Origin of the sequence: Pseudomonas sp. Marseille-Q1929, from assembly GCF_017316265.1 — a bacterium.
GTDB lineage: Bacteria > Pseudomonadota > Gammaproteobacteria > Pseudomonadales > Pseudomonadaceae > Aquipseudomonas.
Window position 1 is genome coordinate 67588 of record NZ_JAFLWU010000001.1, and the last position, 12473, is coordinate 80060.

The 12473-nt window shown below is 62.2% G+C and carries 11 protein-coding genes; 10 read left to right on the top strand and 1 reads right to left on the bottom strand.

Annotated elements, in window-relative coordinates:
- Window positions 1-21: 21 nt before the first annotated feature.
- From J1G37_RS00305 to J1G37_RS00315, 3 genes are all read left to right on the top strand, one after another.
- Window positions 22-1149 carry an ABC transporter substrate-binding protein gene (locus tag J1G37_RS00305; RefSeq protein ID WP_207039775.1) on the top strand — a complete coding sequence of 376 codons (1128 nt, stop codon included), beginning with the start codon at window positions 22-24 and terminating at the stop codon, window positions 1147-1149.
- Between the two features lie 132 nt (window positions 1150-1281).
- Window positions 1282-2340: an iron ABC transporter permease gene (locus J1G37_RS00310; protein ID WP_207039776.1), complete on the top strand. Its 1059-nt coding sequence runs from the start codon at window positions 1282-1284 to the stop codon at window positions 2338-2340.
- Window positions 2337-3125 (top strand): ABC transporter ATP-binding protein, encoded by a 789-nt coding sequence (locus J1G37_RS00315; protein WP_207039777.1) that lies wholly within the window; start codon window positions 2337-2339, stop codon window positions 3123-3125. The genes J1G37_RS00310 and J1G37_RS00315 overlap by 4 nt, the downstream gene beginning before the upstream one ends.
- Here the strand turns inward: J1G37_RS00315 and J1G37_RS00320 are convergent.
- Window positions 3122-3673 (bottom strand): cysteine hydrolase family protein, encoded by a 552-nt coding sequence (locus tag J1G37_RS00320; RefSeq protein WP_207039778.1) that lies wholly within the window; start codon window positions 3671-3673, stop codon window positions 3122-3124. The two genes, J1G37_RS00315 and J1G37_RS00320, sit on opposite strands and share 4 nt — an antisense overlap.
- An 84-nt stretch (window positions 3674-3757) precedes the next feature.
- On the opposite strand from J1G37_RS00320, the gene J1G37_RS00325 reads away from it, so the two are divergent.
- The 7 genes from J1G37_RS00325 to J1G37_RS00355 all read left to right on the top strand — a co-directional run bounded on the left by J1G37_RS00325 (window position 3758) and on the right by J1G37_RS00355 (window position 12471).
- Window positions 3758-4402, top strand: a complete 645-nt coding sequence (locus J1G37_RS00325; protein WP_207039779.1) for a glutathione S-transferase N-terminal domain-containing protein — start codon at window positions 3758-3760, stop codon at window positions 4400-4402.
- Window positions 4403-4586: 184 nt separating this feature from the next.
- The gene (locus J1G37_RS00330; RefSeq protein WP_207039780.1) at window positions 4587-7028 is read left to right on the top strand and encodes a penicillin acylase family protein; all 2442 of its coding nucleotides are present in this window, start codon (window positions 4587-4589) and stop codon (window positions 7026-7028) included.
- 208 nt (window positions 7029-7236) lie between these two features.
- Window positions 7237-8241, top strand: coding sequence for a ligase-associated DNA damage response exonuclease (locus J1G37_RS00335; protein ID WP_207039781.1), 1005 nt, complete (start codon window positions 7237-7239; stop codon window positions 8239-8241).
- Window positions 8238-9872 carry an ATP-dependent DNA ligase gene (locus J1G37_RS00340; protein ID WP_207039782.1) on the top strand — a complete coding sequence of 545 codons (1635 nt, stop codon included), beginning with the start codon at window positions 8238-8240 and terminating at the stop codon, window positions 9870-9872. Before J1G37_RS00335 ends, J1G37_RS00340 begins: the two co-directional genes overlap by 4 nt.
- A 325-nt stretch (window positions 9873-10197) precedes the next feature.
- The gene (locus tag J1G37_RS00345; protein WP_017739082.1) at window positions 10198-10977 is read left to right on the top strand and encodes a transporter substrate-binding domain-containing protein; all 780 of its coding nucleotides are present in this window, start codon (window positions 10198-10200) and stop codon (window positions 10975-10977) included.
- A 58-nt stretch (window positions 10978-11035) separates the two neighbouring features.
- Window positions 11036-11764, top strand: coding sequence for an ABC transporter permease (locus J1G37_RS00350; protein ID WP_207039783.1), 729 nt, complete (start codon window positions 11036-11038; stop codon window positions 11762-11764).
- A complete protein-coding gene (locus J1G37_RS00355) occupies window positions 11761-12471 on the top strand; it encodes an ABC transporter permease (RefSeq protein WP_207039784.1) in 711 nt (236 codons plus the stop codon). Before J1G37_RS00350 ends, J1G37_RS00355 begins: the two co-directional genes overlap by 4 nt.
- Window positions 12472-12473: the final 2 nt, after the last annotated feature.

Consider the following 12473-nt stretch of genomic DNA (forward strand, 5'->3'; position numbering starts at 1 on the left):
CCCTTTTCAGGAGCCCTTGCCATGCGCAAACCCCGTCAACTGCTCAAGCTCGGCGTGCTGTGCGCCGCGCTGGTCCTCGGCCACGCCGAAACCGCCGCCGCCCAACAAGTCACTGATGTGCTGGGGCGCACGGTCGAGGTCAGCGATCACGTCAAGCGCGTGGTGCTGGGTGAAGGCCGGCTGATTTCGGCGTTTGCCCTGCTCGACAAGGACGCGCCGTTCCAGCGCATCGTCGGCTGGCAGAACGATTTGAAGCTGCTGGACCAGCACACTTACAACGCCTACGTGGCGAAATTTCCGACGGTGAAAGACATCCCGCTGATCGGCCAGGCGTCGGAACAAAGTGTCAGCGCTGAAGAAATCCTCTCGCTCAAACCGGACCTCGCGGTGTTCAGCATTTCCGGCCACGGCCCGACCGAGCACAGCGCGGTGGCAGACGTGCTGGCCAAGGCCGGCATCCCGGTGGTGTTTGTCGATTTTCGCGTCAACCCGGTACAAGGCACCCACACCAGCATGACCGCGCTGGGCCAGGCCCTGGGCCGCGAAGCCCAGGCCAAGGCGTTCCTCGACTTCTATGACGCGCACATCAAAGTCATCACTGACGCCGTCGCCACCCTGCCGGCCGGGCCACGCCCCAGCGTGTTCCTCGAACTGCTGGCCGGCGCCTGGCAAGCGCCGGGGCACACCACCGGCAAAAGCGGCATGGGTGAAGTGATCAAGCTGGTGGGCGGGCGCAATATTGCTGCCGATGTGGTGCCGGGGGCGTTGGGGGATATCAGCGTGGAGTTCGCGCTGAAGGCCGACCCGGATGTGTATGTTGCCACCGGCAATCACAAACCGGGGCTGATCCTCGGCGCAGGCGTGAGCGCCGACGAAGCGCGCGAGGCGTTTGATCGCGTATTGGCGCGGCCAGAGTTCGCCAACCTTCGTGCGATCCGCGAGGGCAATTCCCACGGCCTGTGGCATGACTTCTACAACTCGCCGTACAACGTGCTGGCGATTGAGGCATTGGCCAAGTGGGTGCACCCGGAGTTGTTCGCCAAGCTGGATCCGCAGGTGACGATGGAGCAGATCAACCAACAGTTCCTCGGCATGCCGTTGCAGGGCGCCTACTGGATCGACACAAAAACCCCTGCAAAAACGCAGTAAAAACTGTGGGAGCTGGCTTGCCTGCGATAGCGGCCTGTCAGTCACTGAATGAGGTGACTGACACTCCCCTATCGCAGGCAAGCCAGCTCCCACATTCAGATCTCCATTGTTTTTGAAAGTGTGTGAGCACCCATGACCACTCAAACCCTCGACCTGGCCAGCGCCACCCACGGCTATCGCCGCCTGCTCGCACGGCGCGCGTGGCTGCTGGCCGCGCTGGGCACCGCGCTGGTCGGCGCCATTCTGGTGGACCTGGCCAGCGGCCCGTCCGGCATGGGCCTGCTGGCCTTGCTCGACGGGATCGCGCACCCCGCCCGTCTCAGCGCCACCGACCAGGTGATCATCTGGAACGTACGCCTGCCCTACGCCCTGATGGCGGTGCTGGTGGGCTGCGCGCTGTCGCTGGCCGGGGCCGAGATGCAGGCGATTTTGAACAACCCGCTGGCCAGCCCGTTCACCTTGGGCGTGTCGTCGGCGGCGGCGTTGGGCGCGTCCCTGGTGATTGTTTTTCCGGTGACCACGCTGTGGGTATCCGCCAACACCGCGATTTCCCTCTCGGCGTTTATCTTCGCCGCCGCCTCGGTGTTTTTGCTGCAAGCCATGTCGCGCCTGCGTGGCGCGGGGGTGGAAAGCCTGGTGTTGTTTGGCATTGCGCTGGTGTTCAGTTGCAACGCGGTGGTGGCCTTGCTGCAATTGGTCGCCACCGAAGATGTGCTGCAACAACTGGTGTTCTGGACTCTGGGCAGCGTGACCCGCGCCAACTGGGACAAGCTCGGCATCCTGGCCCTGGTGGTCGCGGTGGTGTTGCCGTTCTCGTTTGCCGCCGCGCCGCGCCTGACTTTGCTGCGCATGGGTGAAGACCGCGCGCAGAGCTTTGGCGTGGACGTGAAGCGCCTGCGGTTTTTCTCGTTGCTACGCATCAGCCTGTTGTCGGCCACCGCCGTGGCCTTTGTAGGCACCATCGGATTTATCGGCCTGGTAGGTCCGCATATCGCGCGGATTCTGGTGGGCGAAGACCAACGCTTCCTGCTGCCCGCCAGCGCCCTGACCGGCGCGTTGTTGCTGGCGCTGTCATCGATTGCCAGCAAGTTGATCATGCCCGGCGTGATCGTGCCGGTGGGCATCGTCACCGCGTTGGTGGGCGTGCCGATCTTCGTGCTGTTGGTGTTCAAGCGTGGGAGGCAGTTATGAGTGAAGGGTTGCGCATCGAGCACGCGAATGTCAGCTATGGCCGTCGGCAGATTGTCCACGATCTGAGCCTGCCCACCCTGCCCCACGGCAGCCTGACCGCGCTGATCGGCCCCAACGGCGCGGGCAAATCCACGTTACTGCGTGCCGTGGCCGGGCTGGAAAAGATGCACGGCGTTGTGCGATTGGGTGACCTCGACTTGTCGGCCATGTCCGTGGCCGAACGTGCGCGGCGCATCACCTATATGCCGCAGAACCTGCCACCGGGGTTGAGCCTCAGCGTAATGGAAAGCGTGATCGCCGCCTTGCGCGTGGCCAATGTGGACGGCATGCCCTTGTCCCGCGATGCCTGCCTGCGTGAAGCCTTCGCGGCGCTGCAACGCATCGGCATCGCCCACCTGGCCGACCAACTGTTAAGCACGCTGTCGGGCGGCCAACGCCAACTGGTCAGCCTCGCCCAACTCATCGCCCGCCGCCCCCAGGTGATGCTGCTGGACGAACCCACCAGCGCCCTCGACCTCAATTACCAATTGAAAGTCATGGACTGCGTGCGCGGCCTGGTACGCGAACACCAACTGATCGCGGTGGTGGTGCTGCACGACATCAACCTCGCGGCCCGCTTCGCCGACCATATCGCCGTGCTGCGCCAAGGCCGCTTGTACGCCTGCGGCGCGGCGGATGAGGTGCTCGACCCGGCGCTGTTCGCCGAGGTGTATGGCGTGCAGGTGCGCATCGAGCGGTGTTCGCAACAGTCGTTGCAGGTGTTGGTGGATTGCGCCGTGGCTTAAAGCAGCACGTCGCGGGAGTGGATCACTGTGGCGTACTCGCCGTGCAAATTGCCCAGCGACATGGCGTGCACCAACTCGGCGGGGTGCAGTTGACCGAAGAAGTCCGGCTTGTCGAAGGTGTAACACGCGTCTTCGATCACCCAGGTATCAAACCCAAGGTTGCCGCCAGTGCGGGCGGTGGCTTCCACCGAGTTGTGGGTGGCCACGCCCACCAGCACCAATTGCGCAATGCCGGCCGCACGCAACTGCGCTTCCAGCGGCGTGCCGCTGAACGCATCCGGCACGCGCTTTTGAATCACTTGCTCACCGGGCGCCGGCACGCAGGCGTCCTGGAACTCGACACCGGACTGCCCTGGCCAGAACACCGAATCCGGCAAGTGCGATAGATGCTGTACATGGATCACCGGCCGGCCCGTGTGGCGCCAATGCTGCAACAGCGCCTGAATGCGCGCCTCGGCTTGTAGGTTATTGCGCCGCCCGAGCTTGGGGTGATGAATGCCTTTCTGCTGATCGATCACGATCAGTGCCGCGTCCTGCCGAAATTCCATATCGATAGACCTAAATGTTTCATTGAATTTTCGCACTCCGAACATCACCTCTACCTACAGGCATTCGCGCCTTTGGAGAGCTTCATGATCGATTTGTACTACTGGACGACCCCCAACGGTCACAAAGTATCACTGTTCCTGGAAGAAGCCGGCCTGCCTTACGAGGTGCATCCGATCAATATTGGCCAGGGCGATCAGTTCAAGCCCGACTTCCTGAAGATCGCGCCCAACAACCGCATTCCGGCCATCGTCGATCACAACCCTGGCGACGGTGGCGCGCCGATCTCCCTGTTTGAATCCGGCGCAATCCTGCTGTACCTCGCGGAAAAAACCGGCCAGTTCATTGCCCAGGACCTGCGCGGCCGCCAGGAAACCCTGCAATGGCTGTTCTGGCAGATGGGCGGGTTGGGGCCGATGGCCGGGCAGAATCATCACTTCAGCCAGTTCGCGACCGAGAAAATCCCCTATGCGATCAAGCGCTATATAGACGAAACCGCGCGGCTGTATGGCGTGCTGGACCGGCGTCTGGCGGATCGGGCGTTTGTTGCCGGCGAGGACTACAGCATTGCCGATATGGCCATCTACCCATGGATCGTTTCCCACAAGTGGCAGAGCCAGCGGTTGGAAGATTTCCCACATGTGCAGCGTTGGTTCAACAGCATCAAGGAACGGCCGGCGACCGTGCGGGCGTATGAACTGGTGCAGAAGGTGAATCCGCCTAAGGCTTGATCCAAAGGGAACCGAGATCCAAAAGTGTGGGACAGGCTTGTGTGGGAGCGGGCTTGCTCGCTCCCACATTAACCATCACCTGATTCAAGAAGTAATGCTTAACCCCAAACTCCCGCTTGCGTCGTTTCACCGCGCTCACTAACGTAGCGCCTTTACTGACGCTACCCCCCGCAGGAGCTTTGCCATGGCCTCGCCAGCCCTCTCACATTTTCTTCCCCGGTTCGGCGTTGCCGCGGCAGTGGCCAGTGCGTTAAGCCTGGCCGGTTGCCAGCTCCAGAGCACCCAGGACACCCTGCCGCCGGTCGCCGGTGTGCAACCGATCAAAGGCCTGGCACAGAATGTGTCGGTGCGTCGCAATGCCCAAGGCATGCCACTGATCGAAAGCAACACCTTCCACGACGCGCTGTTCAGCCTCGGTTATGTACACGCCAGTGACCGCATCACCCAGATGGTCACCCTGCGCCTGCTGGCCCAGGGCCGTCTGGCGGAAATGTCCGGCCCTGATGTACTGGATGCCGACCGTTTCATGCGTGCGGTCAACCTGAAAAAAAGTGCCGGCGAGCTGTATAACGCTTCGTCGCCGCGCCTCAAGCGTTTCTTTGAGGTGTATGCCCGTGGCGTCAACGCCTACCTGTTCCGCTACCGCGACAAGCTGCCGCCGGACCTCGCCCAGACCGGCTACAAACCGGAATACTGGAAGCCGGAAGATTCGGCGCTGTTGTTCTGCCTGCTGAACTTCAGCGAGTCGGCCAACCTGCAAGAAGAAATCGCCTCCCTGGTGCTGGCGCAAAAGGTCGGCGTCGACAAACTCGCCTGGCTCACCCCGAGCGCGCCGGACGAAGCGATCCCGCTGGCCGAGACGGAAAAACTCAAAGGCGTGAACCTGAGCCAGATCACCGGCCTCGCCGGGCTGGACAGCGTCAGCCAGCAGCTGAGCCGCCTCAACGCCCTGGCCGTGACCACGTCGAGCAACTGGGCGATTGGCCCGCAACGCAGCCGCAGCGGCAAAAGCCTGCTGGCCAGTGATCTGGCCGCCCAGCCGCAAGCGCCGTCGCCGTGGAGCTACGTGCAGATCCGTGCGCCGAAATACCAGGCGGTCGGCGCCTCGATTGCCGGCTTGCCGACCCTGTTGTCGGGCTTCAACGGCAAAGTCGCGTGGAGCATGAGCACGGTCAAGGGCGATACCCAGGACCTGTTCCTGGAGAAGGTCAAACGCCAAGGCAGCGCGTTGTACTACGAGAACAACGGCAAATGGCTACCGGCCGGTGTGCGAAACGAAACCTTCTTCGTCAAAGGCCAACGCTCGATTCGCGAAGTGGTGTACGAAACCCGCCACGGCGCCCTGCTCAATAGCAGCCAAGCCCTCACCACCGGTTTCGGCCTGGCCCTGCAAACCGCCGACTTCAAGGACGACAAGAGCCTGGATGCGTTCTTCGACCTGTCTCGCGCGCAAAACGCCGGCAAGGCCTCGGACGCGACTCGCGAAATCCGCGCCATTGCCTTGAACATGGTGTTCGCCGACGCCAGCAACATTGGCTGGCAAGTCACCGGGCGTTTCCCCAACCGCCGCGAAGGTGAAGGCCTGCTGCCCTCGCCAGGCTGGGACACGCGCTTTGACTGGGACGGTTACGCCGACGCGATGCTGCACCCCTATGACCAGGACCCGGCCCAAGGCTGGATCGGCACCGCCAACCAGCGCACCGCGCCGCGCGGTTATGGCATGCAACTGTCCAACTCCTGGGACGCGCCGGAACGCAGCGAACGCCTGGCGCAACTGGCCAACGCGGGCAAGCATGACAACCGCAGCATGATCGCCATGCAGTACGACCAGACCACCACCTTCGCCGCCAAGCTCAAGACCATGTTCCAGGCCCCGGGCATGGCCCAGCCGCTGAAACAGGCGATCGATGCCTTGCCCGCGGCCGAACAGGCCAAGGCCCGTGAAGCGCTGAGCCGCTTGATGGCGTTCGACGGGCGCCTGGTGTCTACCTCCGCCGATGCGGCGATTTACGAGCTGTTCCTGCAGGAAAGCGCCAAGCAGATCTTCCTCGACAAGCTCGGCCCGGAAACCAGCGCCAGCTGGAAAGCGTTTGTCAGCACCGCCAGCCTGTCCTACGCCGCCACGGCCGACCACCTGCTGGGCCGCGAAGACAGCCCGTTCTGGGATGACACACGCACCCCGCAGAAAGAAGACAAACCGGCGATCCTGGCGCGCACCCTCGCCGCCGCGATCAGCGCCGGCGACAGCCAGCTGGGCGCCGATCACAAGGCCTGGCAGTGGGGCAAGTTGCACAGCACCACCTGGAAAAACAGCCAGGGCCAGGTGATTCGCGGGCCGCTGGCGTCCGGTGGCGACCACAACACCTTGAACCCGGCGCCGTACAGCTGGGGGCAGGACTTCAATACCACGCAGGTGCCGGCGTTGCGCATGATCGTCGATTTCGGCCAAGTGGAGCCGATGACGGGCCAGGGTGGCATCGGCCAGTCCGGCAACCCGGCCAGCCCGAACTATGCCAACGGCATCGACCCGTCGCTCAAGGCGCAATACCTGAGCTTCCCGATGCAGCCGCAGAACTTCGAGAAGGTGTATGGAAAAGCCAGGTTGACCCTCACACCCGGTAAGTAGCTGAAGAAACCGGCTCTACCTGTGGGAGCTGGCTTGTGTGGGAGCTGGCTTGCCTGCGATGGCATCACCTCGGTTTAACTGAATGACCGAGTTGCCCGCATCGCAGGCAAGCCAGCTCCCACACACATCTGTTCTGCCTGCATTCAGATAGAACTTCTCAAGTCTTACTTCCCTCCTAACTGATAAGCCCATCGCCCCAGGCACGCCCATGGACCTTGTCACCGCCCGCCCCGAAGGCCTCTACTGCCCCGCCGGCGATTTCTACATCGACCCCTGGCGCCCGGTGGAACGTGCGGTCATCACCCACGCCCATGGCGATCACGCCCGCACCGGCAACAGCCACTACCTGGCCGCCGCCCCCGGCGAAGGTATCCTGCGCGCGCGCCTGGGGCAGGACATCAACCTGCAAACCCTGGCCTACGGCGAACAGCTGGACCATCACGGCGTGACCTTGAGTTTTCACCCCGCCGGGCATGTGCTCGGCTCGGCCCAGGTGCGCCTGGAATACCGGGGCGAGGTCTGGGTGGCCTCCGGCGACTACAAAGTCGAACCCGACGGCACCTGTGCGCCGTTCGAGCCGGTGCGCTGCCACACCTTTATCACCGAATCCACCTTCGGCCTGCCGATCTACCGCTGGCAGCCACAGGCGCAGATCTTCGCCGAGATAAACGATTGGTGGCAGGCCAATATCGCCGCCGGCAAGGCCAGCGTGTTGTTCTGTTATTCCTTCGGCAAGGCCCAGCGCATCCTGCATGGGATCGACGCCAGCCTCGGCCCGATCCTCATCCATGGCGCGGTCGAACCCTTGAACCGCGTCTACCGCGAAGCCGGTATCTACATCCCGCCAACGCTCTACGCCGGGGACTTTCAAAAGACCGACCCACTGCTGCGCCAAGCCCTCATCATTGCGCCGCCCTCCGCTGGCGGCAGCAGTTGGATCAAGCGGTTCGGCGACTACAGCGATGCCTTCGCCAGTGGCTGGATGCGCCTGCGCGGCACCCGGCGGCGGCGTGGGGTCGACCGCGGCTTTGTGCTGTCGGACCACGCCGATTGGCCCGGCCTGTTGTGGGCCATTGAGCAAACCGGCGCCGAGCGGGTCATGGTCACCCACGGTTCTGTGGGCGTATTGGTCCGTCACCTGCGAGAAAAAGGCCTCAACGCCCAAGGTTTTACTACCGAGTACGGCGATGACGAAGAAGAGGCTGGCGTATGAAAGCGTTCGCCGAGCTGTACGCCAACCTCGACGCCACCACCTCCAGCAATGCCAAGCTTGCCGCGTTGCAGGCCTATTTCCGCCAGGCGCCGCCGGCAGATGCGGCGTGGGCGGTGTATTTCCTCTCCGGCGGGCGGCCTCGGCAGTTGGTGCCGACGCGCCTGCTGAGGGACATGGCCACCGAGGCGTCGGGTATCGAGCCGTGGTTGTTCGAAGAAAGCTACCAATCGGTCGGCGACCTGGCAGAGACTATTTCCCTGCTCCTGCCGGAGTCGCCCTACACCTCAGAGGACGGCCTGGCCGCATGGCTGGAAGAAAAACTGCTGCCCCTGCGCGGCCTGCCCCCCCTGGAATTGGCCGAGCAACTGCCTGCACTGTGGGCCCAGCTGGATCAACCGACCCTGATGGTGTGCATCAAGTTGATCACCGGCAGCTTTCGCGTAGGCGTGTCCAAACTGCTGGTGACCCGCGCCCTTGCCGCCTTGGCCAACCTCGACAGTAAACGCGTGGCGCAGCGGCTAGTGGGCTATACGGATTTGGCCAACCGCCCTACACCTGAGGGCTACCTCAAGCTGATCGCCGCCGAATCGTCCGACGAGCATGCGCAACGTGGCGGGCAGCCTTATCCGTTTTTTCTCGCACATGGGCTGGCGCAACCTGTGGAGCAGTTCGACACCGTGCTCGGCGCTCCCGGCGACTGGCAGGTGGAATGGAAGTGGGATGGCATCCGTGCGCAGTTGGTCAAGCGCGAGGGCCGCCTATGGATATGGTCCCGCGGCGAAGAACTGGTCACCGAACGCTTCCCAGAACTGCACAGCCTGGTCAGTGGCTTGCCCGATGGTACGGTGATCGACGGTGAAATCGTGGTGTGGAAACACGCGGTGCAACCCTTTGCCCTGCTGCAACAGCGCATCGGACGCAAGACGCTGAGCAAGAAAGTCCTGGAAGACGCCCCGGTGATCGTCCTGGCCTATGACCTGTTGGAGCATCAAGGCGACGACTGGCGCAGCCATCCCCAGGCCGAACGCCGAACCCAACTTGAGCGGGTGATTGCCCAGTGCAACCAACCGGTGCTGCAACCCTCGCCGCTGTTGAGCGGCGCAACCTGGGACGACCTGGCCGAACAACGCAAAGCCTCCCGTAGCCTCGGCGTGGAAGGCATGATGCTCAAGGATCGCCAAGGCCTGTATGGCGTGGGCCGCACCAAGGACATGGGGCTGTGGTGGAAGTGGAAGGTCGACCCGTTCAGCGTCGATGCGGTGTTGATCTACGCCCAGCGCGGCCATGGCCGGCGCGCCAGCCTCTACAGCGACTACACCTTTGCCGTGTGGGACGGCCCCCCTGGCAGCGAGCGGACGTTGGTGCCATTCGCCAAGGCCTACTCCGGTCTCACCGATGAAGAAATGCGCAAGGTCGACGCCATTGTGCGCAAGACCACCGTGGAAAAATTCGGCCCGGTCAGCAGCGTGACGCCGAGCATGGTGTTTGAGCTGGGGTTTGAGGGGATTGCCTTGTCCAAGCGGCATAAGAGCGGAATTGCGGTGCGGTTTCCGAGGATGTTGCGGTGGCGGCAGGATAAGGCGGTGGATGAGGCGGATAGCCTGGCCACATTGCAGGATTTGCTGGCCTGACCCTTCCCCCGAAAACACCACGAGTTCTGTGGGAGCTGGCTTGCCTGCGATAGCGGTCGCTCAGTGACACATGGGCTGACTGACCCACCGCTATCGCAGGCAAGCCAGCTCCCACAGTTGATCTTCGTATGATCTGAAATGGTGCGCTGAATTTTCAGTGCCCAGTTTCGGGCATCTCCTACACTCGGCTTTCCTTATTCCCACCTTTTAAAACGCTTATTCGGAACTATGGTTCAGAAATTGCTACCGATGTTGCGTCTGACACCGTTCAGTAACAGTCCTAATCGCGCCACAAGCGCTTATCTTGGTTTCAAGGGATTACATAATGAAAAAAGCATTGCTGACCCTTTCTGCACTGGCTCTGTGCATGGCCGCAGGTTCCGCGTTGGCCAAGGAATACAAGGAACTGCGTTTTGGTGTCGATCCGTCCTACGCGCCATTCGAATCCAAAGCCGCCGACGGCAGCCTGGTGGGCTTCGATATCGACTTGGGCAATGCGATCTGCGCCGAGCTGAAAGTGAAGTGCAAGTGGGTCGAAAGTGATTTTGACGGCATGATTCCAGGCCTCAACGCCAACAAGTTCGACGGCGTGATTTCTTCGATGACCGTGACCACGGCCCGTGAAAAGGCCATCGATTTCTCCTCCGAGCTGTTCTCCGGCCCGACGTCCCTGGTGTTCAAGAAAGGTGCAGGCTTCTCCACGCCCGAGTCCCTCAAGGGCAAATCCGTGGGCTATGAGCAAGGCACCATCCAGGAAGCCTACGCCAAGGCCGTACTGGATAAAGCCGGGGTGACCACCAAGGCCTACGCCAACCAGGACCAGGTCTACGCGGACCTGACCTCCGGGCGTCTCGACGCTTCGGTGCAAGACATGCTGCAAGCCGAACTGGGCTTTTTGAAGTCGCCAGCCGGTGCCGGCTATGAAGTCAGCGCGGCGATTGATGACCCATTGCTGCCGTCGAAAACGGCGATCGGTATCAAAAAAGGTAACAAAGACCTTAAGGCCTTGCTCGATAAAGGTATCAAAGCGTTACACGATGATGGCACCTACGCCACCATCCAGAAGAAACACTTCGGCGACCTGAACCTGTACAGCGGTAAATAACACCCTGGCGCCCACCGGTTCGGGTGGGCGCTTTTTTATCGCTATAGGTCCTGAATTCATGTTTGAAGATCTTTTGCAAACCCTGGGGCTGGGTGCCTTCAGCTTGAAGGGGTTCGGCCCGTTGTTACTGCAAGGGACGTGGATGACCGTGAAGTTGTCGGTCGCTTCCCTGGCTGTCAGTGTCCTGCTCGGCCTGCTCGGCGCCAGCGCCAAGCTTTCCAGCCTGCGCCTGCTGCGCATCCCCGCCCAGCTCTACACCACCTTGATTCGCGGCGTGCCCGACCTGGTGCTGATGCTGCTGATTTTCTACAGCCTGCAAATGTGGCTGACCGGTTTTACCGACTTTATGGAATGGGACTACATCGAGATCGACCCATTCAGCGCCGGGGTCATCACCCTGGGCTTTATCTACGGTGCCTACTTCACCGAGACCTTTCGCGGCGCGATCCTCGCCGTGCCCCGTGGCCAACTGGAGGCGGCGACCGCCTACGGGCTCAAGCGCGGGCAACGGTTTCGCTACGTGACCTTCCCGCAGATGATGCGCTTTGCCTTGCCGGGCATCGGCAACAACTGGATGGTGATGCTCAAGGCCACGGCGCTGGTGTCGATCATCGGCCTGGCCGATCTGGTCAAGGCCGCCCAGGACGCCGGCAAGAGCACCTATCAACTGTTCTACTTCCTGGTGGTCGCCGCGTTGATCTACCTGTTGATTACCAGCGCCTCCAACTTTGTGTTGCGCAGGCTTGAGCGGCGCTACTCCGCCGGGTCCCGGGAGGCGGTGCGATGATCGAACTCTTGCAGCAATACTGGCGCCCGTTCCTGTACAGCGACGGCCAGCACATTACCGGGTTGGCCATGACCATGTGGCTGCTCAGCGCCTCGCTGGTGATTGGCTTTCTGGTGTCGATCCCGCTGTCCATCGCCCGCGTGTCGCGCAAGCGTTGGGTGCGTTGGCCGGTGCAGTTCTATACCTACCTGTTTCGTGGCACGCCGCTCTATATCCAGTTGCTGATCTGCTACACCGGCATCTACAGCATCGCGGCAGTGCGCGAGCAGCCGTTGCTGGATGCGTTCTTTCGCAACGCGATGAACTGCACCATCCTCGCCTTCGCCCTCAACACCTGCGCCTACACCACGGAGATTTTTGCCGGGGCGATTCGCAGCATGGCCCATGGCGAAGTGGAAGCGGCCAAGGCCTATGGTCTGAGCGGCTGGAAGCTGTATGCCTACGTGATCATGCCCTCGGCCCTACGCCGTTCGTTGCCCTACTACAGCAACGAAGTGATCCTGATGCTGCACTCGACCACGGTGGCGTTTACCGCAACAGTGCCGGATATTCTCAAGGTGGCCCGGGACGCCAACTCGGCCACCTACATGACCTTTCAATCATTCGGCATCGCTGCGCTGATCTACCTGACCGTGACCTTTGCCCTGGTCGGTCTGTTTCGTCTGGCGGAGCGCCGCTGGCTGGCCTTTCTCGGGCCGAGCCACTAAGG

What these genes read in the sequence shown, in the direction of transcription:
- J1G37_RS00305 (WP_207039775.1), top strand. Translation starts at nt 22, where the DNA reads ATGCGCAAACCCCGTCAACTGCTCAAGCTCGGCGTGCTGTGCGCCGCG.
- J1G37_RS00310 (WP_207039776.1), top strand. Translation starts at nt 1,282, where the DNA reads ATGACCACTCAAACCCTCGACCTGGCCAGCGCCACCCACGGCTATCGC.
- J1G37_RS00315 (WP_207039777.1), top strand. Translation starts at nt 2,337, where the DNA reads ATGAGTGAAGGGTTGCGCATCGAGCACGCGAATGTCAGCTATGGCCGT.
- J1G37_RS00320 (WP_207039778.1), bottom strand. Translation starts at nt 3,673, where the DNA reads ATGGAATTTCGGCAGGACGCGGCACTGATCGTGATCGATCAGCAGAAA.
- J1G37_RS00325 (WP_207039779.1), top strand. Translation starts at nt 3,758, where the DNA reads ATGATCGATTTGTACTACTGGACGACCCCCAACGGTCACAAAGTATCA.
- J1G37_RS00330 (WP_207039780.1), top strand. Translation starts at nt 4,587, where the DNA reads ATGGCCTCGCCAGCCCTCTCACATTTTCTTCCCCGGTTCGGCGTTGCC.
- J1G37_RS00335 (WP_207039781.1), top strand. Translation starts at nt 7,237, where the DNA reads ATGGACCTTGTCACCGCCCGCCCCGAAGGCCTCTACTGCCCCGCCGGC.
- J1G37_RS00340 (WP_207039782.1), top strand. Translation starts at nt 8,238, where the DNA reads ATGAAAGCGTTCGCCGAGCTGTACGCCAACCTCGACGCCACCACCTCC.
- J1G37_RS00345 (WP_017739082.1), top strand. Translation starts at nt 10,198, where the DNA reads ATGAAAAAAGCATTGCTGACCCTTTCTGCACTGGCTCTGTGCATGGCC.
- J1G37_RS00350 (WP_207039783.1), top strand. Translation starts at nt 11,036, where the DNA reads ATGTTTGAAGATCTTTTGCAAACCCTGGGGCTGGGTGCCTTCAGCTTG.
- J1G37_RS00355 (WP_207039784.1), top strand. Translation starts at nt 11,761, where the DNA reads ATGATCGAACTCTTGCAGCAATACTGGCGCCCGTTCCTGTACAGCGAC.